Origin of the sequence: Haemophilus sputorum HK 2154 (assembly GCF_000287615.1) — a bacterium.
GTDB classification, from domain to species: domain Bacteria; phylum Pseudomonadota; class Gammaproteobacteria; order Enterobacterales; family Pasteurellaceae; genus Haemophilus_A; species Haemophilus_A sputorum.
Genome location: NZ_ALJP01000007.1, coordinates 15,598 through 41,468 on the forward strand (window position 1 = coordinate 15,598; position 25,871 = coordinate 41,468).

Consider the following 25,871-nt stretch of genomic DNA (forward strand, 5'->3'; position numbering starts at 1 on the left):
CAAATCTCCCCTAACCCCTCTTTGCTAAAGAGGGGAATTCTTTAGTAAATTGATAGTAACTGACTCATTTACATTTTAATGTCAATAAAGATTAAATTATCTGCTTTCAAAAAACGTTAAAGTAGGACGTAAATATTTAACTCTCCAAAGATCCAATCCCCTCTTTAGCAAAGAGGGGTAGGGGAGATTTGGCAGAAGTAATAACGAAGAAAATAAGAATTTAAATCTACAGAATTTTTAAATAAGAGAAACAAAATGACAACCCAAAACTTCCTAGTAGAAATCGGCACGGAAGAGCTGCCACCAAAAGCTCTCAAAACATTAGCGACCTCTTTTGCGGATAACGTTGAAGCGGAGTTAAACCAAGCGGGTTTATCATTCGACAAGATCGAATGGTTTGCGGCACCGCGTCGTTTGGCGGTGAAAGTGTTGAACTTAGCCACACAGCAACCAAGCAAAGAAATCGAAAAACGCGGACCTGCAGTGTCTGCAGCCTTTGATGCGGAAGGTAAACCAACAAAAGCAGCTGAAGGCTGGGCGCGCGGTTGTGGTATTACCGTTGAGCAAGCAGAACGCATTTCAACTGATAAAGGTGAATGGTTAGTTCATCGTGCAAAAATTGAGGGGCAGCCAACCAAAAACTTACTTAACGACATTGTGGCAAATGCGTTGGCGAAATTGCCAATTCCAAAACCAATGCGTTGGGCTGACAAAACCGTGCAGTTTATCCGTCCGGTTCACACCGTAACTATGTTATTGGGTGATGAGTTAATTGAAGGTGAAATTTTAGGTGTAGCAAGCGCACGCACCATCCGCGGTCACCGTTTCTTAGGTGAAAAAGAATTTGAAATTCAACATGCCGACCAATATCCGCAATTATTGCGTGAAAAAGGATCTGTGGTAGCCGATTTCAACGAGCGTAAAGCAGAAATCCTTGCAAAATCTCAAGCCAAAGCGACTGCACTTGGCGGCGTGGCTGATATTGAAGAAAGCCTGCTTGAAGAAGTGACTTCGTTGGTGGAATATCCAAATGTTTTAGCGGCAAAATTTGAAGAACGTTTCTTAGCCGTGCCTGCGGAAGCCTTGGTTTACACTATGAAAGGCGACCAAAAATATTTCCCAATTTATGACAAAGACGGCAAATTATTACCGCACTTTATTTTCGTATCGAACATCAACCCAGAAGATCCAACCGCGATTATCGAGGGGAATGAAAAAGTGGTTCGTCCACGTTTAACCGATGCGGAATTCTTCTTCAAAACCGACTTAAAACAAAAACTGGTTGATCGTTTACCGCGTTTAGAAACCGTGTTGTTCCAACAACAACTGGGTACATTGAAAGACAAAACTGACCGTATTGAGCAACTGGCAGGTGAAATTGCAAAACAAATCGGTGCAGACGAAGCGAAAGCAAAACGTGCGGGATTGCTGTCAAAATGTGACTTAATGACCAACATGGTATTCGAATTCACCGATACACAAGGCGTAATGGGTATGCACTATGCTCGTCATGATGGTGAAGATGAAGAAGTTGCGGTGGCGTTAAACGAACAGTATATGCCACGCTTTGCGGGTGATGAATTACCAAAATCACTTGTTGCAAGTGCGGTCGCTTTAGCGGATAAATTTGACACCTTAACGGGTATCTTCGGTATCGGCCAAGCACCAAAAGGCAGCGCAGACCCATTTGCATTACGTCGTGCAGCATTAGGTGCGTTACGTATTATCGTAGAGAAAAACTTGCCGCTGGATTTAGAAGATTTAGTGAAAAAATCAGCCGCACTTTTCGGTGATAAACTCACGAATCAAAATGTGGTTGCTGATGTGGTGGACTTCATGCTTGGTCGTTTCCGTGCGTGGTATCAAGATGAAGGTATCGCAGTGGATGTGATTCAAGCGGTATTGGCGCGTCGTCCAACTCGCCCTGCTGATTTTGATGCGCGTGTGCGTGCGGTTTCACACTTCCGTACTTTAGATTCAGCAGAAGCGTTAGCGGCAGCAAACAAACGTGTAAGCAATATCTTAGCCAAAGCGGATGCTGCAATTGGCAAGATTAATTTGACCGCTTGCGTAGAGCCAGCAGAAAAAGCCCTTGCTGAAGCGGTACTTGCATTACGCACTGAAGTACAACCGCTTATTGCAAAAGGCGATTACACCGCAGTATTAGATAAATTAGCGAACTTACGCGCACCGGTAGACAGTTTCTTTGATAACGTAATGGTAAATGCTGAAGATCCAGCATTACGCCAAAACCGCTTAGCGATTTTAAACACGTTACAAGGCTTGTTCCTACAAGTGGCGGATATTTCGCTATTGCAATAATCTCAAATAGCCCCTTTATGGGGCTTTTTATTATCAAGTGAATAGAATCTATGAAAGGATTTGTGATTTATCTGCCAAGTCAGAAAACTGAACTTGCTCATTTCTTGGCTCAAGCAGATGGCTGCAATTATACGCCTATCGTTTCTGTTTCATCTGAGTTAGTTTCTCAGTTTGGTGGTGAAACGGTATTTAATTTGTCAAAAGCTAAAGCGATTTTACATCGAGAAATCACGGTGGATGAAATCGCTAATACGCTTTCACATATTGAATGTTGGCGGAAAATAGCGGCAGATGAAACGATTGCTGATAATGAATTTGCGATTGTCGCGGAAGCAGATTTACAGCTATCGCCAAATTACTTTAGTGCATTGCAAGAATATGTGAATGGTTATCTAGCAGGTTCTCAGTATCAGCTTGCATTACTAGAATGTTCACGTCAGCATGAGTTTTGGGATGATAAAATTTATCAGGGAGAAGGGCGACTTAATTCGGCACTTTTCCGACGGATAGAACATTACAATCTTGCACATTGTCAGATGTATTTGATTCGTAAGGCTTTCATCAAGGACATGCTGAATAAATTGACGAGCGAGAAACCTTATTGGTTGGCTCATCGATTAGGTGATTTTTGTGATATAGATAATCTTATCCAAACGTTACCTCTAATTGCTCAGGCAAATCATAAAGTTTTACCTCGTCAAATAAAGGTGAAATCTGTAGATGAAACCTTGGATTTTATGTTGCAAAACCCTTGCTCAGTGATTCGTTTTGGTGATGGTGAATTTATCCTGATTAAAGGGAATTGGATTGTTTACCAAGATTATGATCCAAAATTAGCGGCAGAATTAGAAAATATTTTACGCATGGAAAGCAATGAAAATCGCTTGATTTGTTTGCCTCCGATGTTTGATTCACTTTCTCCTTACATTGATTCGACACAAAGCTATTGGCGAACTCATTTAAACAATCATTCTCTTTATTATGAGAACGTATGTACTGCGAGTGAATATGCGAATACTTTTCTCTCTCGCCCTTATATCGATTGGCAAGATAAAACCCAGTCTGCTCTTTGGTTCGAGAAATTAAAACAGCTTTGGCAAGATAAAGATTTATTGATTGTTGAAGGGGTGACTTCGCGTTCTGGAGTGGGAAATGACTTATTTGATAATGCTCATTCCATTAAGCGAATTATTTGCCCTGCCAGAGATGCATATTCTTACATCGAACAAATTCAGCAAGCAATCATTCAGCATGCAGAAAATCGTCTCATATTACTTATGCTTGGACCAACTGCAAAAGTGTTAGCCTATAATTTATCCGAATTAGGTTATAGAGCTATTGATATTGGTCATATTGATTCGGAATATGAATGGTTTAAAATGGGCGCGACAGAAAAAGTCAGATTTACCCATAAACATACCGCTGATTTTAATGAAGATGGAATTAAGCTAGAGAATGATGCCGTTTATGAGCAGCAAATAATCTGTCGGATTTAAAGAAACATCACAATAATTTTTATATAAAAGGAAAACACAATGTCAAAAACTGAAACTTTATTTAGCAATCATTGGAATGTTCGAGTAAGCGATCCCGGTGAAGAGGGTAATGTAAACCATTTTTTTGAAACGGTTTATTTAACGCTTGAGGTAAAAGTTGAGAACGGTCAGGCAACTTACGAATTTGTGCGTAAGGTTGAAGACGATATCAAGGTTCAGCAACAGTTTACCGTGTTAGATGAATTGTTTGAGTTTTTGGGGCAGTATTTAAGTCCTGTGGCATTAGGTCATGTTGGCGTGAAAATTGGGCAGCTAAATCTTGCTTAATGTTTAAGTTTACGCACGCAATCGGTCGTTTTTTACAGAAAATTTGCAATGCGTGCGTAACTTTTTCAAGTTATATGTCATTATCATAAATTCGTAAATCTTAAACAAAATCTTACCGCTTGTATGCAAAATTCTAATCCGCTTTTCGCCCAAACCCAACCTTATTGGGATTTCCTTCGTATCGAAAAACAAGCCAGCCCTCATACTTTAAGTAATTATCAACGCCAACTGATGGCATCTTGCGAACTTTTTCTTCAAGCTGGCGTAAAAGACTGGGTTGATGTGGATAGTAGTGCCGTACGCTGGATGATTAGCCAAAGCCACAAGCAAGGGTTAAGTGCTAAAAGTATTGGATTGCGCATTGTTGCACTTCGTCAATGGTTACAGTTTCTCGTTGGGCAAGGTGTATTGAAAGTGAATCCTGCTGTTGGCATCAAAGCACCAAAAGTGGGAAAACATTTACCGAAAAATATAGATGCTGAACAGCTTGGCGAATTATTAAATATTGAAGAAACAGGGCCGTTGGCTGTGCGTGATCTAGCTATGATGGAATTAATGTATAGCTCAGGGTTACGTTTGTCTGAATTGCAAGGGCTTGATTTGGGCGATATGGATTTAGAGGGCGCAGAGGTGCGTTTATTCGGGAAAGGGAGTAAAGAGCGTATTGTGCCAATTGGGCGAAAAGCTATCACTGCATTGCAAAATTGGCTAGCTGTTCGAGCTAGCTTTGCTCCGAAAGATAATGCAGTATTTCTGAATCGCCGTGGAGGCCGACTTTCTCACCGTTCTATTCAGTTGATTATGGAAAAATGGGGTAAAAAGCAAGGGCTAGCAACGCATCTAAATCCACATAAATTACGCCACTCTTTTGCAACACATATGCTAGAAGGGAGCGGTGATTTACGTGCAGTGCAAGAGTTACTGGGACATAGCTCGCTATCAACCACGCAAATCTATACCCATCTAGATTTCCAACATCTGGCAACGGTTTACGATCAAGCGCATCCACGGGCAAGACGGAAAAAAGAGGAATAATTGATGACTCAAAAGCCTATTTTAGGATTTGTATTAGCGTTACTCGCTACGATGATGTGGGGAAGTTTACCCATTGCAGTAAAACAAGTCATGAAAGTAATGGATGCCCAGACATTGGTTTGGGCTCGGTTTGTTGTTGCGAGTGTAGGATTGTTATTAGTACTTGGATTTGCAAAAAAACTGCCAAAATTGACCGCTTGCAATGCCAAGACTTTGGGGTTAATTGCCTTAGGTACATTGGGGCTTTCAGGTAATTTCTTTTTAATTGCGGAAAGTTTGCATTCTATTTCTCCTACTACAACACAGGTGTTATGGCAGTTCTCACCTTTTACGATGATTTTTTTAGGCGTGTTGTTGTTTAAAGAACAATTTGGTTTTTTTCAAAAAATAGGCTCATTATTGCTATTGTTAGGATTAGTTGCTTTTTTTAATGATAAGTTTGACGAGCTGTTGCAATTAGGCGCTTATGCTATTGGGATCTTTGTTAGTTTATTAGGAAGCCTTATTTGGGTTTGTTATGGTATTGCCCAAAAATTGTTGCTAAAGCAATTTAGTTCGCAACAAATCTTGTTGATTATTTATACTTGTTGTGCCGTGTCGTTTTCCTTTGTGGCAACGCCAACACAAATTCCACAAATTGAAGGAGCCTTCTTTTGGGGATGTTTTATTTATTGCTGTTTAAATACCTTAATTGCCTATGGTTCTTATGGTGAGGCTTTGAATTTATGGGATACTTCAAAAGTCAGCCTAGTAACAACTTTGATTCCGATTTTCACAATGATTTTTTCTTTGCTTGGACATTTCTTTTTTCCTGAAATTTTTGAGCCATTAGAAATGAACCTGATTAGTTATTTGGGATCGATAGTTGTTGTAATAGGGGCTATGTTAGCTGCTGTAGGGGATAAATTTTTTCACCGCTATTCTTGACGTTAATCACGGGTTTATCCACAGATGATGGGGATAATTTTCTTCCTAATGTGAATAAGCGGTCATTTTTGTATAGAGATCTGCAAATTTATCCATAAGAAGAGGATTTTTCCACCAAAAAATTGCGTTTATCCAGTAGTTAAGATCCAAAATTTGGATCTTTTTTCGTTTTTAACGCAAACAAGAGATGACAACATTGCGTTGGGTTATCCTGAGTCTTTTCACATCTTTCCTTTGATTTATCCACAGATTTATTCACACAGGGGGATTTTCTTGTATAAAAGCCGGATTTATGAAACAATCAGGACATTTTTCAGTATTGATAGAATTAAGGTGGTCGAGTGATCGATTTCGATGGCTACCGCCCAAATGTTGGTATCGTTATTTGTAATAAACATGGACAAGTTCTGTGGGCAAAACGGTTTGGACAGAATTCGTGGCAGTTTCCGCAAGGAGGCATTAACGAAGGTGAAAACATTGAAACAGCAATGTACCGTGAGCTCTATGAAGAAGTCGGTTTAACGAAAAAAGATGTACGACTTATCTGGGCGTCAAAATATTGGTTGAAATATAAACTCCCGAAACGTTTGGTGCGTAATGAGGGAAATTGTAATCAGCCGGTGTGTATCGGACAAAAGCAGCGTTGGTTCTTACTGCAGTTAACGGCAGATGAATCGACTATCAACCTCAAAGCAACCAAGAATCCAGAGTTTGATGGCTGGCGTTGGGTAAGTTTTTGGTATCCCGTTAGACAAGTGGTTTCTTTTAAGCGCGATGTTTACCGTAAGGTAATGAAAGAGTTTGCTTTCGTATTATTTAATGAAAATCGCAAAACAGATTTAGAGCGAAATAGAAAACTTGAAAGAAAAGAGATTGTGCAGGTTGAGCGTTATGAGCCGAAGTCTGAAGGTTATAAGAAAGACGTACGCAGACCTTATCGGGCATGGCAATCAAATAAAGGGCGAGCATCATGATTGAATTTTTTGCACTTTGCTTATTATTGGGGACTGTAGTCGGCTTTTTAGCTGGCTTATTTGGTATCGGCGGTGGGTTAATTATTGTCCCAAGTTTGGTTTATCTCTTACCGATGATTGGGATTCCGCATGAATATTTAATGTCCACCGCATTAGGTACCTCTTTTGCAACAATTGTGGTGACAGCCTTTTCTTCAGCTCAGCGCCATCATAAATTAGGTAATGTAGATCTTTCAGTCAGTAAGATCTTTATTCCTACCATTATGGCATCTGTTTTCCTAGCAGGCTTGCTGATCAGCAATTTAGATACCCAGTTAATGACGCGTTTATTTGCGCTGATGGTATTTTACCTCGCAGGCAGAATGATCTTCTCTTTGAAAAAAGGGCCGGAAAATAAGCCATTAAATACCAAAGTGTTAGTGAGTGCTGGTGCCATTATTGGTGCGCTATCTAGTGTAGCTGGTATTGGCGGTGGTGCTTTTATCGTTCCGTTTCTTAATAGCCGTGGGCTTGAAATGAAAAAAGCAATCGGCACTTCTTCTTTCTGTGGTGCTTTTTTAGGGCTATCAGGCATGTTTAGCTTTATGGTTAGTGGCTGGGGCGTAAACGGTATGCCAGATTATTCATTGGGCTATATTTATTTACCTGCACTAGTTGGCATTACGTTAACTTCTTATTTCACTTCAAAATTAGGCGCCAATGCGGCAAATGTGCTGCCAGTGCCAATGCTTAAAAAAGCGTTTGCTGTGATGCTGGTTCTGATTGCCATCAATATGTTTTTAAAATAGGAAAATTATGCACGAACAATTTATTCAATTCCCGCAAATTAGTCCGATTATTTTCAGTTTAGGGCCGATTTCATTGCGCTGGTATGGTGTGATGTATCTTATCGGCTTTGGTTTTGCTTATTGGTTGGGAATGCGCCGTGCGAAAGCTTCAAACGGTATTTGGAGTACAGAACAAGTTGATCACCTTATCTACACCTGTTTCTGGGGCGTTGTGCTCGGTGGTCGCATTGGTGATGTCTTTTTTTATAATTTTCCCCGCTTTTTAGAAGACCCACTTTATCTATTTAGAATTTGGGAAGGCGGAATGTCGTTTCATGGTGGTCTAATTGGCGTTATTTTAGCCATGATTTGGTGCTCAGTTCGTCAAAAACGGAGTTTCTGGCAAACTGCAGATTTTATTGCGCCGTTAGTGCCATTTGGATTAGGGATGGGGCGCATTGGGAATTTCATTAACGACGAATTGTGGGGGCGCGTGACTGATGTGCCTTGGGCATTTGTTTCCCTAGGCGGTAACTTCCAACCACGTCATCCTTCACAGCTTTATGAATTTTTCCTAGAAGGCGTTGTGCTGTTTATTATTTTAAACGTCTTTATTCGCAAACCTCGCCCAATGGGTTCTGTAGCAGGATTATTTCTCATTGGTTATGGTGTGTTCCGCTTCTTAGTAGAATATGTCCGTGAGATGGATTTCTCTGTTAACCAAGTTGGCGATTTAATTACCCGTGGGCAATGGCTTTCTATGCCGATGATTTTCGGTGGAATATTGATTATGCTCTGGGCATATAAAACTAAAAAACAATAGCAACAAGCGGTCGGATTCAGGCAACAATTTGCAAAATGCCTTCAAAATCAGACCGCTTATTTTTTTGATAGAAGGAGAGAGAAAATGAGTCGATATAAAGTCATCGGATTTGATTTAGATGGGACTTTGGTAAACACTTTACCAGATTTAACATTAGTCGCTAATGGTATGTTTAGTGAGCATGGGTTACCAACCACGACCCAAGAAACTGTGCTTAGTTGGATTGGAAAAGGCGCAGATATTTTCTTCCAAAATGCGGTCGCTTCGACCGGTAAAGTATTTGATGCTGAGCAACTGAGCCAAATGCGTGCGAGTTTTGATAAGTATTATGCCACTTACGTTTGTGAAAAAAGTGAGCTCTACCCGAATGTGAAAAGCACGTTAGTTGCACTCAAAGAGAAAGGTTATACTTTAGTGGTGATTACCAATAAGCCTACACATTTAGTTGAGCCGGTATTAACCGCGTTTGGTATTTTTGAGTTATTTAGTGCAACGTTAGGTGGGCAATCTCTCCCTAAAATCAAACCGCACCCAGATCCAATGTTCTTCATTTGTCAGCAATTTAATATTGCGCCGCATGAAATGTTGTTTGTTGGCGATTCAGAGAATGATGTGATTGCCTCAAAAGCCGCAGGCTGTGATGTGGTTGGACTGACTTATGGCTATAACTACAATGTGCCGATTGCGAAAGCTGAGCCAACTTTTGTGGCGGATGATTTTGCTGATGTATTAAAAATAGTGGAAAAGTGATATGCTTAATTAAACATAGCACTTCTAATCACAATAATTAAACTTATTAAATAAGGATAAACCATGAAAAAAATAGTTTTAACATTATTTGCCTCTGCAACATTATTAACTGCTTGTGATCAAAATGTTCAAACAAAAAGTACACAATCGGCAGCGCCTGCAGCACAAACGGCACCAGCTCAACAAGCAGCACCTGTAATTGATTATAAGCAAGTGGCTCAAGAAAAAGCAGAAAAAGCAAAAGCAGCAGCCGAGGTTGCTAAGGCTAAAGCAGCACAAGCTAAGGAAAATCTGAAGCTAATGACGCAAAAATATGACGAAGCTAAAGCAATTTTAGCTCAAGGTGGTGAACAAGCTCAGCAGTTAGCAGATCAGAAAATTGCGGAAGGGAATGTATTCCAACAACAAGTCATCAAACTTTCTCAAGAAGCACAAGAAGCTGCAAAACAGGCTGATGGATTTGCAAAAGAGGCCGATGCGGCTTCTCAGCAATCTCATGCAAAAGCAAAATAAGTAAACTATACATACAAGCGGTCGAATTCTTACTAGATTTTGCAAAAAATCTATGGAATCCGACCGCTTGCGCTTTTCTCATGCCTTAATAACGGCTAAGATAGCCACCATTCCTTTCTAATCAATAAAAGAGATAATTATGAGCAAACCTATTGTATTTAGTGGCGTGCAGCCTTCTGGTGAATTAACGATTGGTAACTATTTAGGTGCACTACGCAACTGGGTGAAAATGCAAGACGATTATGACTGCCTATTTTGCATTGTTGATCTTCATGCTATTACCGTTCGCCAAGACCCACAAGCCTTACATAAAGCAAGTTTAGATGTTTTAGCCCTCTATTTAGCTTGTGGTATTGATCCTGAAAAAAGCACAATTTTCATTCAATCTCACGTGCCAGAACATACGCAATTAGCATGGATTTTAAACTGCTACACCTATTTCGGTGAAATGAGCCGCATGACGCAATTTAAAGATAAGTCTGCTCGTTATGAAGAGAATGTGAATGTTGGGTTATTTACTTATCCTGTGCTTATGGCGGCAGATATTCTGCTTTATCAAGCAAATCAAGTGCCAGTAGGGGATGACCAAAAACAACACTTGGAAATTACCCGTGATATTGCTAACCGTTTTAATGCGCTTTATGGCAAAAAATATGCAGAAGGCAATGTGATAGAGCCTGTTTTTGCTATTCCGGAAGTGTTTATTGCAAAAGCTGGTGCACGTGTGATGTCGTTGCTTGAGCCAACTAAAAAAATGTCTAAATCGGATGACAATCGTAATAATGTGATTACCTTGTTAGAAGATCCAAAATCAGTCGTGAAAAAAATCAAACGCGCGATGACCGATGGCGATGAACCACCTGTAGTGAAATATGACCCACAAAATAAAGCGGGCGTATCTAACTTGTTAGATATTCTTTCTGCAGTAAGTGGTAAAACCATTGCTGAATTAGAAGCTGAATTTGAAGGAAAAATGTATGGTCACTTAAAAACAGAAGTGGCAGAGCAAGTTTCTGGTTTACTCAGTGAATTACAAGCGCGTTATCATCACTATCGCCAAGATGAAGCATTATTAGAAAAAATCTTCCGAGAAGGCGCAGAAAAAGCGCGTGCAAGAGCGAAAAAAACCATTGATGAAGTTTACCGCTTAGTTGGCTTCGTACAATAATTTCTGTTATAGATTTTTAATAAAATAAAAACCTCTCAGGAGATATGCTGAGAGGTTTAGATTATTTAAGGAGTTCTGAAATACTAGATTTCATTTTAGCAATTTGTTCGCGATAAATATCTTGGTTTTCTACTTCATCAATTAACTGATTGACGGCTTCTGATAAGGTAATGCCTTGCGATTTGGCATATTTTGAAAGGCTTAACCAGCTAGCATATTCTAAATCAATTGATTTTTTACGCGTACTGAGCTTTTCGGCATTAAAGAAACGTTTACGTCGTGCGCGAATAGATTGTCGCATTTTTTTACGCTGCTCGGCGGTCATTTCTGATTTAATCCATTGCTCAATTTCTGCAGGAGAGTTTTGTAGGGTCGTCAGTAATTGCACTTTTAGCTCAACCAAACTTTGCTCTTCATGCTTAGTAATGTTTTCGCCTTCACGGTACTTTTTTAAGAGATATTTCCATTTCCAATTGGCTTCTTGGCTCTCTAATTTCTGATATCGCATTTTTCCCCCTTTTAAACCCCAACAGTATAGCGGAATTCGGTATAATAAACCAAATTTCTATAACGAGGTATTTTTGTGAGATTAAGCCCATTAGCTTGGCAATCGCTAACCCCCCAACATACTTTTTCGGACACTGCACAAGCGGTGCATTTTTTTGATTTTCAAACCGAAGCCAAACAAGCACTCAATCAATTTAAACGTCGTGCTTGTGGTAGCTTATTGGTAATGAAAACGGAAACATTTCCAGAATATATTCAAGCTATTGAAGATGATTTAATACAAGGTGCAACGCAACCTGTTTGTACCCAAATACATTTTGATAGCCAAATGCTTTTTGGTTATCAGGTTTTCTTAGAAAAAGAGAATCGTATTCAAACCGTTGATGGGCTACTAGCAAAAACAGAACCTCAAACAATAGTTTTGAGTATTAAAGCCTTATTATCAGATATTGCGCAGTGGGATAAATTAAAACAAGCGCTATTATTGGGCGAATACACACCGTTAGCGTTAACTCCGATTCCACAGAAAATTTTACCGATTAAAACCGCATTTAAACTGTTATTAGTGGGCAGTCGGGAAGACATCGCCGCATTATTTCAATATGACGATTCGCTTTATCATTTTGGTGAATATAGCGAAATTCATAATTATTTAACGGTAGACGCAAATAATATCCAGCAATGGGGCGATTATGTCCAAACGTTGACAAAACGCTATACCGAACAATCTTTGACGACTTCAGCATTAAGTGAGTTTTTTGCTCAGTATGCACGAGAAAGTGAAAGCCAAGATTTAGTGACGATTTCACCGACGAAAATTAAAAAAGATGTTACTTCGCTTGCAAATTATTTTGAAAATTTGACCGCTTGTCAGTCAATTTCAGCATATTTCCGTTATCAAGAAAAACAAGCTGCACAGCTCAACCAGTTTGCATTAAATGATATGTTAACGGATCAACTGCATATTGAAACGGAAGGAGAAAAGATTGGACAAATCAATGGGCTTTCGGTGATTGAGTTTGATGGCGTTCCCACCGCTTTTGGTGAGCCTTTACGAATCAGTTGTCAGGTGCGTTTTGGTGATGGCGAAATTACCGATATTGAGCGAAAAGTAGAATTAGGCGGGCATTTACACGCAAAAGGTATTCTTCTTGCTGAATCTTGCTTGATGAATTTATTGGAATTGCCCACTCAACTGCCATTCTCTGCCTCTCTCGCTTTTGAGCAATCTTATGGTGAGGTTGATGGTGATAGCTCTGCATTAGCCATTTTTTGTGTTTTAGTCAGTGCATTAGCAAAATTGCCATTACCACAATCTATTGCGCTGACTGGTGCGATTGATCAATTTGGTCAAGTACAAAGTGTGGGTGGCGTAAATCAGAAAATCGAAGGATTTTTCCAGCTTTGTCAGGCTCGCGGATTAACTGGAACACAGGGCGTGCTCATACCAAAAAGCTGTCTTTCGCATTTAAGCTTAAAATCTGAGCTAATTGAAGCAGTAAAAGCTAAACAATTTCATCTTTGGGCTGTTGAAGATGTGTTTGAGGCTTGCGAATTGCTATTTGGTTTACCGTTCTTTGAAGCAGAATCAGACGAAGAACAAGATACGCTTGCAAAAAGAATTCAGCAAGAATTGGCAGCACATCCAGATGAAGAGCATGCATCTATTTGGTCGCGTTTATTTGGGATATTTCTCAAACGTAACTCATCCGATTAGTTAGAATAATTTCAGCTAACAGTTGTTCACTAATTTAAAAGCCTGTACTATGCCAGTTAATTCTGAGCGCTGTGATAACAGGCTTTTTTTCTTTAAATAGGATTCTAAAAAATGAACAGTTGTACACCAAACATCAAATCTAGCTATACTTACGAAGACTTATTAGCCTCTGGTCGAGGAGAGTTATTCGGTAAAGAAGGCCCGCAATTACCTGCGCCAACCATGCTTATGATGGATAGAATTAACCTCATGACTGAAAACGGTGGTTTATTTGATAAAGGTTACATTGAAGCAGAATTAGATATCCATCCAGATCTTCCATTCTTTGCTTGCCACTTTATTGGTGATCCCGTCATGCCGGGCTGTTTAGGGCTTGATGCAATGTGGCAATTAGTCGGTTTCTTCCTTGGATGGATTGGTGGTAAAGGTAAAGGTCGTGCGTTAGGCGTGGGCGAAGTGAAATTTACAGGTCAAATTTTACCAACGGCAAAAAAAGTGGTTTATCGCATTCATATGAAACGTGTGATCAATCGCAAATTAGTGATGGGTTTAGCTGATGGTGAAGTAGAAGTAGATGGCCGCGTGATTTACACTGCAACCGACTTAAAAGTAGGTTTATTCCAAGATACTTCTGCCTTCTAATTATTTTTGCGATCTTGATCGAATAATCGCTTTCGATTGATTTACAGATTTTTATAAACGGTTCATATTCTGCTAAAAGAAGATGAACCGTTTTTTATGTCGCATTATTTTAAATTATTTCCTGCCTTTAGTCTGATTGAAGGGCTTATTACCCTAGCCATTTCTGTAATTGCACTTTATTTCATTTCGATGGTGGCTTTTCATTTACAAGATATTACTGCGCTAAACCAAGAAATTAACCAAATCCAAGCCTTTATTTATAAAATTCAAAGCAAAGCCCGTTATGAAAAGCGAAGTTATTCCTTAACTATTTCACAAAATGAAAAACAAAAATCCTGGTGTTTAATTGCGATTGAAAAACCTAAAAATAACCGAAAAGAAATGATATGCGACTGCCTAAATTTGACCGCTTGTTCATTACAAACAGACTATTTCTTATATCGCAATCAACATACTGATATTTTATTAAAAAATAAAAGTTTATATCCAAAAACGTTTATTAATATTGACGGCAGTGCTGGCAATCTTGAATCAAAATGTTTGCAAATTAACCGTCATGGTGTCATGGAGATTTTACAATATCAAGGAGGGCGGGCTTATGTTATTGATAAAGCGAAACGTAGCCAATGTAAGGATTAGCGCTTTTACCTTGATTGAATTATTACTGAGCTTAAGCCTTGCTAGTTTAATTTTATTAGGTGCCAGTAAGCTATATAGCGATTTTCAACTGAATCTACAAAAACAACAACGGCTGATGTGGTTACAAAAAGAATCGCATCAGTTGCTGAATTATTTACAGCAGCATTTGCAACATCTGGGTTATCAGGGAAGCTCCAGAGATCAGAGCAATTTTGAATTGTTTGAATATCAAGGCAGACGCTATGCTGAGTCAAATAAGAACTGTTTTATTTTTTTCTATGATGCGAATCATGATGGCTGTTTAGGCAAACGCAAAACAAAAAAATCTGCCTGTCGAATAGGAGAACTGAACCAAACCAGTGAATTAGCGAAAGAAATATTTGGCGTAAAAGTGGAGCATGGCGAACTTTCATTTTATGCAGATAATCAGTTAGAAAATTGTACTGGGGAGCTTTGCCAACAATTATTAACAAATTGTAGTAGTGGAAAGTGGCAGAAATTGATTACGCAAGCTGATTTTAAAGTAGAACAATTAACCTTTAAGTGGCTGGCAAAAAATCTTGTTAGTATTGCTTTAGTCTTAAGCTATCAAGATATTCGTTATGAGAATGAAGCGAAAGTGTTTATCTTAAATGCGGAAGATATGCCATGAACAAACAATTATTTCATGCCAGTAGTTTATTAGCTTCGTTAATTTTATTAAGTGGATTACTAATATTGCTTTTTCTCCATAAAGAAAGTTGGTTAGGTTTAGAATCTTCCAGTTTAATGGATTATGAGCGTTATTTATCGAGAAGAATTACCCTCTTAAACTCAATGTATAAAGAGGATGTTTGTCATGATAAAAAAGAATCTTTTGTAAAAATCAAAGTAGGTGAGGAAAGTTACCAATATGCTTGCCAAGAAAAGAGTATTTTTATTCATCCTAAACCCACTAAAGAAAAATATATTCAAGTAGATAATATTAAACATTACTTAGATGTTGATACTTATCGTTCAGAAATTTATTTCATTTCTCATTTGTCAGAGTTGCCAGAAACGACGATTTCAACACCTAAAATTGTAGTCGCAAAAAATGCGATTGATGAAAAATTAGAAAAAAACTTTTATGGCATAATTATTACCGATTATTATTTTGATATTACAGGCTCAAAAAAGATTTATGGTGTTTTATATTCTAGTTTTGATAATTTGAGAGAAGAGCGAAATTTAACATTTAGTCGTGCGGTAGTAGAGAATATTGCTGCCCGTTACGCACATTGGACACGTTTACCTTATTCTAATTATTTTTCAACTTATGAATAAATTATATCAAGCAGAAAGTTTTATCAGTATATTGGCTGCGATTGGTGTGTTGAGTGTAATGTTGCTTGGTTATCAAGGTTGGCAGCATCAACAAAATCGGCATACGATGCAACTTTATCAGCGCCAACAAGCGCTACAAATTGCAGAAAATCAATTAGCACTGCAATTTGCAGATAAGTCATGTGAACAACAAGCGGTGCAAAATTCACTAAAATTTACCATTTCTTGCCAGAGTGAAAAAGTGGAGGTGCGTTATCCACTCGGCAAGGTTGAAATTACACCTTAGCATCCGCTAATCGTTGAATCTTCCTGTTAATTCAAGCAAAATGCATATCGTATTTTTTGATGAGGTGGGAAGATGTTTACGGTTTATTACTCTAATAAATTATCGCCATTGAGCGAGATGCTAATTGAAGTTCAAAAAGTGGCACCCAATGATAATCCGTTTGAGCCTGAAACCATTTTGGTGCAAAGCCAAGGTATGGCTCAATGGTTGCAAATGCGAATGGCGGATGCTTTTGGCGTTGCTGGCCAGTTTGATTTCCCTTTCCCTACCAGTTTTTTATGGCAACAATATCGCCTATTATTTCCGCATTTGCCTAAAGAGAATATTTTTGAAAGACAAACCATGATTTGGCGCTTGATGCGGATTATTCCTAATTTATTTTCAGAACCAGAATGCCAAGTTTTAAAACATTATTTATCTGAAGAAAAATCAGCAACAGCATATCAATTAAAATTATTCCAACTTTCGAGTAAAATTGCAGATTTATTTGACCAATATTTAGTTTATCGTCCACATTGGTTATTGGCTTGGGAAAAAGAAGACTATCAAACAATTTTAAATGAATTACGTTCATCAGCTAATTCAACTGAATCGGATTCAGATGCCTTATTAACTAATATTATTTGGCAAGGTAAATTATGGTTGGCTTTAGTAAAAGATATTCAATCAGATACAGATGAATTAGTTTTCACTACCTCACATCGTGCTTATTTACAACAACAATATTTCTCTCGCTTAGATAATTTAACCGAAGAAGAGAAATTACTTTTACCGAAAAGAATTTTTATTTTCGGGATTTCCTCATTGCCAGCGAGTCAATTAGCCGTATTAAGTAAATTAAGTGAACATATTCAAGTGCATTTATTTTTCTTAAACCCAAGCGAAATGTATTGGGGAGATAATATTGAAGATCGTGTGGTAGAGAAAATTGCGCTAAAACAGTCTCTTTCTGAAGAAGATCTTCAGGCATTATTAGCACAACAAGGCAATCAATTATTGGCAATGTGGGCAAAACAAGGCCGAGAGTTTTTAGCGCAGTTAGTTGAGCTAGAACCCAACCAAATTGAGGTCTTTTTGCCACATGAAGAAACGCACGCATTAGCACAAATTAAAAATGCGATGCTTAATAATGAAAATGCGGTTATTCGTGAAAAAGATAGCTCTATCCAAGTGCATGCTTGCCATAGTTTGATGCGAGAAGTGGAAGTGCTACATAATCAGCTATTAAGCTATTTTGAGGAAAATCCTGCGCTTTCCCCGAAAGATATTATCGTGATGGCAGCGGATATTGAGCAATATGCGCCTTATATTCAAGCGGTCTTTTCTCGCTATAAAAAAGAAGATAGTCGTTATATTCCGTTTACGATTTCAGACCAACGGATGAGCCAGCTTGATCCAGTTATTGCGAGTTTCTTGCAATTACTCTCCATGAAAGAGAGCGAATTTAGCGCCGAAACCGTCTTTTCCTTATTAGAAGTGGTTGCAATTCGTGAAAAATTTTCGATAAGTGAAGCTGAGTTAGCGCGTTTAAGAAGTTGGATTAACGCAGCTGGCGTACGTTTAGGATTAAATATCGAACAACCAAATTGGCAAAATTACAACGCGTGGGAAAATGGTATTGAACGATTGTTGCTCGGTACCTGTTTGAAAGCAGAAAATGGTATCTGGGAAGAGCGGATAGCGCTAGATGAAAGCTATGGGCTGAGTGCTGAAAATGTGGGGAAATTAGCAAATTTCTTACAAAATCTGACCGCTTGGGCAGCGCTTTTACATCAAGAAAATTCCATTCAAATGTGGGCTGTAGCGCTACGTGATTTTGTGCAACGTTTTTATGCCGATACCGCAGAAGCACAGATGGCACTAAGCAGTATTGCAACAGAAATTGAGCAGCTTGAAACGCGCATTACCCAAGCGCATTTTACCGTGCCGATTAGTCTTGAAGTATTGAATTTATTATTACAAGAGCGACTTAACCAAACGCAGAGTCATTTGACCTTTTTAGCCGGTAAAGTGAATTTCTGTACGTTGTTACCTATGCGGGCAATTCCGTTTAAGGTAGTGTGCTTATTAGGCATGAATGAAGGTGAGTTCCCGCGTCAGCATACGCATAACGGTTTTGATTTAATGCAAATTAAGCCACAAAAAGGCGATCGTGCTAGACGAGATGATGACCGTTATTTGTTCCTCGAAGCGCTGCTTTCCGCTCAAGAAATTTTCTATGTCAGCTATATTGGGCATACCTTAACCAAAAATGAACCGCTTTATCCATCTATTTTGGTTTCCCAGCTGTTAGAACAATTAGCGGGCGAATCAGGTGAAATCAAGCCAGCTGAGATGATAACCGATCATCCAATGACTAATTTTAGCCATAAAAATGAAGTGAGTTTTGATAATGAATGGCTACAAGTGTTTGCAAACCATGCAGAAATACAGCCGTTTATGGATACCCAAGAAACCAATGCACAAGATGTTGGTCAGATAAACCTAGATGATTTAATTAGTTTTGTTCAGTCACCAATTAAACATTATTTTAATCAGAAATTAGGTATTTATTTTAATCATGTAGAAGATGGAATTGCAGAAACTGAACCATTTTCTTTTTCAGCACTAGAAAATTATCATGTATTAAATGCCTTGGTTGAAATTCAAGAAGATGAACTTAAGACGTTCATTTCGCATGAAAGATTAAAAGGACAGTTACCAGTTTCTTATTTTGGAGAATTAACGGCTAAAACATTAAATCAGAAAGTTTCAATATTACGTGAAGCCTTATCTGAATATTTAGTCATGTTGCCAGAAAATATTCATGTTGAGATGGATTTTACACCATGGCTAGATTTTAAATGCAAATTAGAAGGGCTTATTCCACACCGTTATCACAATAAAATCGTATTATGGCGGGTTGGTACTTTGCGAGATAAAGATTTGATTCAACTATGGATTTATCATTTAGTGTTATCGGCATTAGAGCGGAAAGAATCTGTTGTTTATTACTATTTAGATAAAGAAAAGCAAAATGAATTATCTATTTGTAAGTTTGAAGATATTTCTTCAGAACAAGCTAAACAACAACTAGCTATTTATTTAAAAGATTATTTTACTTCTACAAGCCAACTTGCATTGGTCGTGACTGAGAAAATTGAAGAATATTTAGAAAATGGTAAAGAAACGACATTAGAAATGTTAGAAAAACTCACAGAAAGAAAAGATGGTATTTATTTAAAACGAGTATTAAAACAAACAGAAAATATTAATACTCAACAAATTTATCAAACCACAGAAAATTGGTTTAAAACGATGTTTGAACATCAGATTATTTAAGGGAAAAGCATGCAAAAATCTTATTTAACTCGGGCAGTGGCTACGGCTCTTTGTTCTCTTTTGGTATTAAGCAGCAGTACAAATGTCTTTGCAAAATCTTCTGAAAATCCGACCGCTTCTCAGGCTGCAGCATCAGTAATACCTGCGCAATCTGGATTCTCACTGATTCATACCACAATTAACAAAAGCCCAAATGATAAAGCAATTTATCAAGCAATTAAGTTAAATAATGAAATGACTGTGCTGTTAATTTCGGATGAAAAAGCGAATAAATCGCTCATGGCAACGGCAGTGCCGATTGGCTCAATGGAAGATCCGAATACGCAACAAGGTTTAGCGCATTACCTTGAGCATATGATTTTAATGGGCTCTAAACAGTATCCTGAAACCAATAGTTTAGATAACTTTCTCACTAAAAATGGAGGATATAATAATGCCTCAACGACAAGTTATCGCACAGCTTACTATTTTGAAGTGAATCATGATGCGTTTGATGAAGCGGTAACACGTTTTGCTGATACTTTCGCTTTTCCATTATTATCTGAAAAAAATGCGAAAAAAGAAATTAATGCTGTCAATGCAGAAATGATTCGTGCGAAATCTAGCGATGGACATTTATTAAATAGCGTCAATTTAGCCACGGTAAACCCAGCACATCCTGCCACAAAATTTACTGTTGGTAATCATGAAACATTATCGGATAAACCGAATAGTCAATTACAAACTGAATTAGAAAACTTCTATAAAAAGTATTATTCAGCTAATTTAACCAAAGCGGTTTTATATTCTAATCAACCCATTGAGAAATTAGCGAAGCTGGCAGAAAACACTTTAGGAAAAATGGAAAATAAACATTTAGTTGCACCTAAAGTCGATATTCCTTATTTGTGTGAGGAAGATAAAGGCGTCGTGATTGAATATAAACCAATTCAACCTGCTAAATTATTAGCAATTTCGTTTGATATGCCAAATGATGAAGATAAATTTGCTAATAAAAGCGGTGAATATTTAGCTTATTTGTTTAATAACAATACGGATGGCACTTTATCTGATTATTTAATTAAACAAGGGCTTTCTGATAGTGGTATTTCTGCAAGTAGTAGTGCAAACACGGTCAGAAATCGTGGTGATTTTACTTTTTATATTGCATTAACCGAAAAAGGTCTGAAAGAGAAAGATAGAATTATTTCGTTAATTTTCCAACAAATTGAGCAAGTAAAAAAAGCCGGCATTCAAGAAAGTTATTTCAAAGAATTACAAGAGAGCTTAAAACAAGAATTTGCCCACCTGCAAGTAGAAAAAGATGGCAATTATATTGAATGGCTTGCTGAACAAATGTTGTTTTATCCGTTAGAACACGTTTTAGATGAAAGTTATTTAGCTGAGAAAATGGATACTCAAGCAATTGAAGCAAAATTGGCTGAAATGACATTGGATAATGCGCGTATTTTAGTCGTTTCCGAGCAAGCAAAAACGGATCAAAAAACACCTTATTTTGAAGCAGGTTATCATATCGCCAAAATCAGTGAGGCAGAAAAAGCAAAATGGTTAGATTTTAGTCAAAACCCTGAATTAAAACTGCCGGCGCTTAACCCTTATTTTGCAACCGATTTTTCGCTTATTGAGCGTGATGATCGCAATAAGCCTAAAATGATCGATACCGCAAAAGGCACTAGAATTTATGCGATGCCAAGCCATTATTTCCCACAAGATCCAAAAGCGCGGGTCTTAATCAATTTTGGGATTATGCCGAAAAATGACGATCTCAAAACTACCGTGGCGAGCGCATTGTTAAATTATATGAATGCATTATCGCAAACGCAGTTGGATTTTCAGGCTTCTGTAGCAGGAATGGAAAGTAGCGTAAGCGGGAAAACGAACGGCTTATCGCTACAAGCGGAAGGGTATACCCAACATTTAGCAAAATTGATGATCGATAAACTGCGTAATTTCAGCGAATTTGAACTTAATGAAGTTTTCCTAGCGCAAGCGAAGCAGCGTTATTTGGAAGGGTTAGATGGCTTGAAAAAAGCAAATAGTATGAACCAAGCTAATGAAACAATTAGCAATTTCAGTGGGTATCCTTATTTTGAAGAGCAAGCGCAACGTGAAATGCTCAAACAAATTACCCTAGCGGATATTCAAAAAGTACGCGAAAGATTACTAAATGCCCCAACAAGCCTCACGCTACTTTCTGTCGGGAATTTTACGGATGCGCAAGTAAAAGCATTAGCACAAGCGGCAGAAAAGATCGTAAAAAATCAAAATAGCGAATTAGCACGCTCACGTTATTTGTCGGTAGAAGGTTCAACGCGTAAATTAAATGCGATTAAAAATGTGCCTAATGAAGATAATGCGCTGATTGTCATGATGATGTCGAATGGCTATGAAGAATTTAGCGGTAGAGCGCGAGCATCATTATTACGCGATATTATTGGACGTTGGTATTTTGATGATTTACGTACCAATAAACAGCTTGGCTATGTAGTGTATGCAACTGATGCGCATATTGGTACCACATCAGGATTACGCTTTATGGTACAAAGCCCGAATAGCCCACCTAAAGCGATTATGGCGCATAACGAACGCTTCTTTAAAGAAACGCTCACTAAATTAGAAGGTTTAACAGAAGCTGAATTTAACCGCTATAAACAGAGTTTGCTAGAAAAATTGGATCGTAAGCCCGAATCGTTGGCATTAGAATTTAGCGAGTTTACGTCTGATTTAGCCCGTAATAATCCAGACTTTAATCAACGCGCTAAAATGATTGAGGCAGTGAAAGCACTCACACACCAAGATATTGTGAAATTCTATCGAGATGCGGTGATTGAGCAAAAAGGTTTAGTCTTTATTAGCCAAGCATTAGGGACAAAAACGAAATCGGAAGAAGCAGTGCAACCTGCCGAATTTGAGAGAGTTGAAAGCATTGAAGCATTGCAAAAAGGATTTGAAGTGAAGTTTTACGATGAAGTGAAATAGCTTTTAATAATTTGAATAAAGCAACGAAGTGAAATGCATTTCGTTGCTTTTTATTATGCGTTTAGATTAGATCAGTTATAGCACATGGAATCTATTTTCTTTTCTTACAAATTCTCGTAAAATAATGCTGTCTTTTAGATTGTATAGATGAATTCAGAATGGTTAATTTTGTTCAAAAATTAAACAAATCGATAGCTAACTCTGAAGGAGTGATAAAAAATTGCGAAGTGCCTTTGGCAAGCCTTGCGGCACAATGCTCTAGCACCCCAGTACAGTCGGAAGACATTGCCCTGTTCCAAAGGGATTGAGACAACTTCTAAGCCGTAGTTTTCAACAAGTTTACGCGTCGGAAGACATTGCCCTGTTCCAAAGGGATTGAGACAATAACATCCTCAGGTGTTTCCCAGTTGACCAATTTGTCGGAAGACATTGCCCTGTTCCAAAGGGATTGAGACTTGTAACTTGTTTTTTAATTCATCTGCTTTTTTGTCGGAAGACATTGCCCTGTTCCAAAGGGATTGAGACTCAGATGGCGGATTTTCTAAAGCCGCCAATGTGTGTCGGAAGACATTGCCCTGTTCCAAAGGGATTGAGACATGTGCCCAAACAGTTAGAGCGTAGTCATTGTTTGGTCGGAAGACATTGCCCTGTTCCAAAGGGATTGAGACTTCCACGGCTCCAATTAATTGGTCTTTGGTTAATTGTCGGAAGACATTGCCCTGTTCCAAAGGGATTGAGACGTAATCTTTTTGCCAGCGTTCTCTCCATTCTGGAAGTCGGAAGACATTGCCCTGTTCCAAAGGGATTGAGACAAGCTTTAAAATTTGCATTATCAACCACTCTTTCTAAGTCGGAAGACATTGCCCTGTTCCAAAGGGATTGAGACTTTTATCTTGTACGTTTGTAGGAGCAATTACGTCGGAAGACATTGCCCTGTTCCAAAGGGATTGAGACTCCTAATAGTGATTCTAATGCTTGTAATTTTTCGGTCGGAAGACATTGCCCTGTTCCAAAGGGATTGAGACACCATTCATTACGATGGTGTTAGCTCTACCTAATACGTCGGAAGACATTGCCCTGTTCCAAAGGGATTGAGACGTTTTCATCAATACCGTTAAAAATGCCAGCAAAATAGTCGGAAGACATTGCCCTGTTCCAAAGGGATTGAGACTAAGAATAGAGTGGCACAGCATCCATAACCTAAGTCGGAAGACATTGCCCTGTTCCAAAGGGATTGAGACTATATTCATAACCTTCGAATTGCTGGATTGTTGTCGTCGGAAGACATTGCCCTGTTTTAAAGGGATTACTTTTGAGTGAAATCGGTGGAATGTGGAATATTGAAAGGTTGGTTAATATAAAGAAAAAATGCGGCTAATGCCGCATTTTTTATGTTTGTGTTATTCCCCAAAAGAAGAAATATATTTTTGTTGAATAAATTTAGGTTTGAGCAGATCTTCAATTTCTGCCCAATCTAAAGCAAGGGTGGTTTGTGTATCTGGTTCAAGTTCGCCAGGATTATAGTGGAAATTAAACCCTTCATCGTTAAAGTCGAAGTTGGTATTTACTTTAAAATTCTCTTTGCGCATATCCACGTCTTTGCGTGCGCCATAATCAGTATATTTTTCCCAAAGTAGCGCGTTAAGTTTAGCTTGGCTATCGGCTTTGAACACATCATTGAATTCAATTTGCTTACGAGTATCAAGATCAAAATTTAAGAAATAGCTATGTCCTGCGCCATGAGCACCGCCGCCAAATTCGTAATCGTTAACAATAAAGGTGGCAAGTTTTCCTTTTTGTCTTAAGAAGTAAATACTTAAACTTTTATCAATGCCAAAAACAGCGCCTTGAGCCATCTCTTTTTTAGTTTCCTGATAAAAGGCTTTATAAGCTTCGGCTAGTTGTGTTTTATCTAAATTTTTAGTTTTATCCAGTTGAATCGCATTTAATAATTTCGCATTAAGCCAATCAATATTGGTGTGTAGTGTAGCGATCTCAAAACGAAATTCTTCTTCACCTTCTCGGTGATAAGATTTTGGATAAGGTAGCATTTCTCTTGCTTCAAAAATGAATTCTTTCTCAGCAAAAATGGCTGGAATGATATTTTCTAGCTTGGCTTTTTCGGCATTTAATGCGGCTTTTAATTGGGTATTTTCTGTCGTCAGCTGGTTAATGATTTGCGTTTGTTCCGCCAGCTTAGCTTGTGCCTCTTTATCTTCACAACCACTTAAAAAAGTAGTTGCCACTAACATGGCAGCAACAAAGATGTTTTTTTTCATATTATCCTCGTTTATAGATAACGTTCTACTAATTTTGCCAAAGCATGAATATGTGCAGGGTTTGCATTCAACGCTGGAATATAGCGATAACTTTCGCCACCCGCATTTATAAAGTTCTCTTTATTTTCTTCTGCAATTTCTTCTAAGGTTTCTAAGCAATCAGCAGAAAAACCAGGGCAGATAACCGCTACTTTTTTTATTCCTTGTGCTGGGTATTGCTCAAGAGTGATATCAGTATAAGGTTGTAGCCATTCTTCATTACCAAAGCGAGATTGGAAAGCCATTTGCCATTGTTCAGGTTGTAAATTGAGTGCTTCTGTCACAAGTTTCGCGGTTTCACGGCAGTGATCTGGATAAAAATCGCCTTCGGTTTCATAGCGTTTTGGAATGCCATGAAATGAGAAAAGTAATTTTTCATCTTCGGTTAATGTAATGGTTTCAGCTAACGCTTGGATATAAAGAGGATCATCGTGATAGTGATGGATAAATTCAAACGGCACGATGCCACGTTGCTGGAGAAGCCCTTTCGCAAAAGCATCAAATACTGAAGCGGTAGTTGTGCTGCTATATTGTGGGTAAAGCGGCAGAATAATAATTTTACTAACGCCTGCACGAATAAGACGATCGGTTGCGCTTGCCATACTTGGATTGCCGTAAGTCATGCCTAATTCAACGATTACATTTTGTTCAGTTTCATCAAAATAGGTTTGTAGCGCTTGCTGCTGCTGGCGAGAGATGGCTAAAAGCGGAGAGCCGTTTTCTGTCCAAATTGCTTGATAAAGCTTGGCGACTTTTGGTGATCGGCGAGGGAGGATGATCGTATTTAAAAGCGGCTGCCAACGCCATTTCGGTAAATCAATGACGCGGGCATCGTTTAGAAATTGCTTTAAATAGCGTTTTACCGCATCAGTGGTAGGTTCATCAGGCGTGCCTAAATTGGCAATAAGGAGGCCGATTTTTTGGGTTGTCATAGAAATTTCTCTCGGTCAGTAAAATAATCTCCCCTATTATACAGGGGCAAGCGGTTGAATTCTTAGAAATTTTTGCAAACAAATTTAGGACTGATTGCGTTTTTACCTTGCTTTTTGTTTTAT

General features: G+C 38.4%; 22 protein-coding genes and 1 CRISPR repeat array. Of the genes, 19 read left to right on the top strand and 3 right to left on the bottom strand.

Annotated features, from left to right (window positions below; genetic code table 11):
* Positions 1–255: 255 nt before the first annotated feature.
* The 11 genes from glyS to trpS all read left to right on the top strand — a co-directional run bounded on the left by glyS (position 256) and on the right by trpS (position 11,102).
* Positions 256–2,322 (top strand): glycine--tRNA ligase subunit beta, encoded by a 2,067-nt coding sequence (gene glyS / locus HMPREF1128_RS01865; protein WP_007523771.1) that lies wholly within the window; start codon positions 256–258, stop codon positions 2,320–2,322.
* 50 nt (positions 2,323–2,372) lie between these two features.
* The gene (locus HMPREF1128_RS01870; protein WP_007523768.1) at positions 2,373–3,818 is read left to right on the top strand and encodes an SP_1767 family glycosyltransferase; all 1,446 of its coding nucleotides are present in this window, start codon (positions 2,373–2,375) and stop codon (positions 3,816–3,818) included.
* 39 nt (positions 3,819–3,857) lie between these two features.
* Positions 3,858–4,145, top strand: a complete 288-nt coding sequence (locus HMPREF1128_RS01875; protein WP_007523880.1) for a DUF5377 family protein — start codon at positions 3,858–3,860, stop codon at positions 4,143–4,145.
* Between the two features lie 123 nt (positions 4,146–4,268).
* Positions 4,269–5,180 carry a tyrosine recombinase XerC gene (gene xerC / locus HMPREF1128_RS01880; protein WP_007523901.1) on the top strand — a complete coding sequence of 304 codons (912 nt, stop codon included), beginning with the start codon at positions 4,269–4,271 and terminating at the stop codon, positions 5,178–5,180.
* Between the two features lie 3 nt (positions 5,181–5,183).
* Positions 5,184–6,107: a DMT family transporter gene (locus HMPREF1128_RS01885; protein WP_007523729.1), complete on the top strand. Its 924-nt coding sequence runs from the start codon at positions 5,184–5,186 to the stop codon at positions 6,105–6,107.
* Between the two features lie 341 nt (positions 6,108–6,448).
* A complete protein-coding gene (gene rppH, locus HMPREF1128_RS01890) occupies positions 6,449–7,081 on the top strand; it encodes an RNA pyrophosphohydrolase (protein WP_007523869.1) in 633 nt (210 codons plus the stop codon).
* The gene (locus HMPREF1128_RS01895; RefSeq protein WP_007523848.1) at positions 7,078–7,869 is read left to right on the top strand and encodes a sulfite exporter TauE/SafE family protein; all 792 of its coding nucleotides are present in this window, start codon (positions 7,078–7,080) and stop codon (positions 7,867–7,869) included. The genes rppH and HMPREF1128_RS01895 overlap by 4 nt, the downstream gene beginning before the upstream one ends.
* A 7-nt stretch (positions 7,870–7,876) precedes the next feature.
* The gene (lgt, locus tag HMPREF1128_RS01900) at positions 7,877–8,671 is read left to right on the top strand and encodes a prolipoprotein diacylglyceryl transferase (RefSeq protein WP_007523759.1); all 795 of its coding nucleotides are present in this window, start codon (positions 7,877–7,879) and stop codon (positions 8,669–8,671) included.
* Between the two features lie 84 nt (positions 8,672–8,755).
* Entirely contained in the window at positions 8,756–9,421 is a 666-nt protein-coding gene (locus HMPREF1128_RS01905) for a phosphoglycolate phosphatase (RefSeq protein ID WP_007523670.1), read from the top strand.
* Positions 9,422–9,484: 63 nt separating this feature from the next.
* Positions 9,485–9,934 carry a hypothetical protein gene (locus HMPREF1128_RS01910; RefSeq protein WP_007523914.1) on the top strand — a complete coding sequence of 150 codons (450 nt, stop codon included), beginning with the start codon at positions 9,485–9,487 and terminating at the stop codon, positions 9,932–9,934.
* A 139-nt stretch (positions 9,935–10,073) separates the two neighbouring features.
* Complete coding sequence (gene trpS / locus HMPREF1128_RS01915) at positions 10,074–11,102, top strand: tryptophan--tRNA ligase (RefSeq protein ID WP_007523865.1); 1,029 nt, start codon at positions 10,074–10,076, stop codon at positions 11,100–11,102.
* A gap of 61 nt (positions 11,103–11,163) precedes the next feature.
* On the opposite strand, the gene matP is transcribed toward trpS, so the two are convergent.
* Positions 11,164–11,610: a macrodomain Ter protein MatP gene (gene matP, locus HMPREF1128_RS01920; protein WP_007523829.1), complete on the bottom strand. Its 447-nt coding sequence runs from the start codon at positions 11,608–11,610 to the stop codon at positions 11,164–11,166.
* 75 nt (positions 11,611–11,685) lie between these two features.
* On the opposite strand from matP, the gene HMPREF1128_RS01925 reads away from it, so the two are divergent.
* The 8 genes from HMPREF1128_RS01925 to ptrA all read left to right on the top strand — a co-directional run bounded on the left by HMPREF1128_RS01925 (position 11,686) and on the right by ptrA (position 22,498).
* A complete protein-coding gene (locus HMPREF1128_RS01925; protein WP_007523791.1) occupies positions 11,686–13,326 on the top strand; it encodes a S16 family serine protease in 1,641 nt (546 codons plus the stop codon).
* A 111-nt stretch (positions 13,327–13,437) separates the two neighbouring features.
* The gene (gene fabA, locus HMPREF1128_RS01930) at positions 13,438–13,968 is read left to right on the top strand and encodes a bifunctional 3-hydroxydecanoyl-ACP dehydratase/trans-2-decenoyl-ACP isomerase (protein WP_007523727.1); all 531 of its coding nucleotides are present in this window, start codon (positions 13,438–13,440) and stop codon (positions 13,966–13,968) included.
* Positions 13,969–14,064: 96 nt separating this feature from the next.
* Positions 14,065–14,607, top strand: coding sequence for a pilus assembly FimT family protein (locus HMPREF1128_RS01935; RefSeq protein WP_007523677.1), 543 nt, complete (start codon positions 14,065–14,067; stop codon positions 14,605–14,607).
* Complete coding sequence (locus HMPREF1128_RS01940; protein ID WP_007523714.1) at positions 14,567–15,259, top strand: hypothetical protein; 693 nt, start codon at positions 14,567–14,569, stop codon at positions 15,257–15,259. The genes HMPREF1128_RS01935 and HMPREF1128_RS01940 overlap by 41 nt, the downstream gene beginning before the upstream one ends.
* Positions 15,256–15,912 carry a DUF2572 family protein gene (locus tag HMPREF1128_RS01945; RefSeq protein ID WP_007523676.1) on the top strand — a complete coding sequence of 219 codons (657 nt, stop codon included), beginning with the start codon at positions 15,256–15,258 and terminating at the stop codon, positions 15,910–15,912. The genes HMPREF1128_RS01940 and HMPREF1128_RS01945 overlap by 4 nt, the downstream gene beginning before the upstream one ends.
* Positions 15,905–16,198 carry a DUF5374 domain-containing protein gene (locus HMPREF1128_RS01950; RefSeq protein ID WP_007523871.1) on the top strand — a complete coding sequence of 98 codons (294 nt, stop codon included), beginning with the start codon at positions 15,905–15,907 and terminating at the stop codon, positions 16,196–16,198. Before HMPREF1128_RS01945 ends, HMPREF1128_RS01950 begins: the two co-directional genes overlap by 8 nt.
* Before the next feature lie 72 nt (positions 16,199–16,270).
* Entirely contained in the window at positions 16,271–19,519 is a 3,249-nt protein-coding gene (gene recC, locus HMPREF1128_RS01955) for an exodeoxyribonuclease V subunit gamma (RefSeq protein ID WP_007523874.1), read from the top strand.
* Positions 19,520–19,528: 9 nt separating this feature from the next.
* A complete protein-coding gene (gene ptrA / locus HMPREF1128_RS01960; protein ID WP_007523837.1) occupies positions 19,529–22,498 on the top strand; it encodes a pitrilysin in 2,970 nt (989 codons plus the stop codon).
* A gap of 274 nt (positions 22,499–22,772) precedes the next feature.
* A CRISPR array of direct repeats spans positions 22,773–23,811; the repeat unit is 37 nt; unit sequence GTCGGAAGACATTGCCCTGTTCCAAAGGGATTGAGAC.
* 87 nt (positions 23,812–23,898) lie between these two features.
* Here the strand turns inward: ptrA and HMPREF1128_RS01965 are convergent.
* Positions 23,899–24,777, bottom strand: a complete 879-nt coding sequence (locus HMPREF1128_RS01965) for a DUF3298 domain-containing protein (protein WP_007523781.1) — start codon at positions 24,775–24,777, stop codon at positions 23,899–23,901.
* An 11-nt stretch (positions 24,778–24,788) separates the two neighbouring features.
* Positions 24,789–25,748: a ferrochelatase gene (gene hemH, locus HMPREF1128_RS01970; protein WP_007523749.1), complete on the bottom strand. Its 960-nt coding sequence runs from the start codon at positions 25,746–25,748 to the stop codon at positions 24,789–24,791.
* Positions 25,749–25,871: the final 123 nt, after the last annotated feature.

Bases quoted from the DNA above. Each gene is read 5' to 3' on its own strand.
- glyS (WP_007523771.1), top strand. From the start codon at position 256: ATGACAACCCAAAACTTCCTAGTAGAAATCGGCACGGAAGAGCTGCCA.
- HMPREF1128_RS01870 (WP_007523768.1), top strand. From the start codon at position 2,373: ATGAAAGGATTTGTGATTTATCTGCCAAGTCAGAAAACTGAACTTGCT.
- HMPREF1128_RS01875 (WP_007523880.1), top strand. From the start codon at position 3,858: ATGTCAAAAACTGAAACTTTATTTAGCAATCATTGGAATGTTCGAGTA.
- xerC (WP_007523901.1), top strand. From the start codon at position 4,269: ATGCAAAATTCTAATCCGCTTTTCGCCCAAACCCAACCTTATTGGGAT.
- HMPREF1128_RS01885 (WP_007523729.1), top strand. From the start codon at position 5,184: ATGACTCAAAAGCCTATTTTAGGATTTGTATTAGCGTTACTCGCTACG.
- HMPREF1128_RS01895 (WP_007523848.1), top strand. From the start codon at position 7,078: ATGATTGAATTTTTTGCACTTTGCTTATTATTGGGGACTGTAGTCGGC.
- lgt (WP_007523759.1), top strand. From the start codon at position 7,877: ATGCACGAACAATTTATTCAATTCCCGCAAATTAGTCCGATTATTTTC.
- HMPREF1128_RS01905 (WP_007523670.1), top strand. From the start codon at position 8,756: ATGAGTCGATATAAAGTCATCGGATTTGATTTAGATGGGACTTTGGTA.
- HMPREF1128_RS01910 (WP_007523914.1), top strand. From the start codon at position 9,485: ATGAAAAAAATAGTTTTAACATTATTTGCCTCTGCAACATTATTAACT.
- trpS (WP_007523865.1), top strand. From the start codon at position 10,074: ATGAGCAAACCTATTGTATTTAGTGGCGTGCAGCCTTCTGGTGAATTA.
- matP (WP_007523829.1), bottom strand. From the start codon at position 11,610: ATGCGATATCAGAAATTAGAGAGCCAAGAAGCCAATTGGAAATGGAAA.
- fabA (WP_007523727.1), top strand. From the start codon at position 13,438: ATGAACAGTTGTACACCAAACATCAAATCTAGCTATACTTACGAAGAC.
- HMPREF1128_RS01935 (WP_007523677.1), top strand. From the start codon at position 14,065: ATGTCGCATTATTTTAAATTATTTCCTGCCTTTAGTCTGATTGAAGGG.
- HMPREF1128_RS01940 (WP_007523714.1), top strand. From the start codon at position 14,567: ATGTTATTGATAAAGCGAAACGTAGCCAATGTAAGGATTAGCGCTTTT.
- HMPREF1128_RS01945 (WP_007523676.1), top strand. From the start codon at position 15,256: ATGAACAAACAATTATTTCATGCCAGTAGTTTATTAGCTTCGTTAATT.
- HMPREF1128_RS01950 (WP_007523871.1), top strand. From the start codon at position 15,905: ATGAATAAATTATATCAAGCAGAAAGTTTTATCAGTATATTGGCTGCG.
- recC (WP_007523874.1), top strand. From the start codon at position 16,271: ATGTTTACGGTTTATTACTCTAATAAATTATCGCCATTGAGCGAGATG.
- ptrA (WP_007523837.1), top strand. From the start codon at position 19,529: ATGCAAAAATCTTATTTAACTCGGGCAGTGGCTACGGCTCTTTGTTCT.
- HMPREF1128_RS01965 (WP_007523781.1), bottom strand. From the start codon at position 24,777: ATGAAAAAAAACATCTTTGTTGCTGCCATGTTAGTGGCAACTACTTTT.
- hemH (WP_007523749.1), bottom strand. From the start codon at position 25,748: ATGACAACCCAAAAAATCGGCCTCCTTATTGCCAATTTAGGCACGCCT.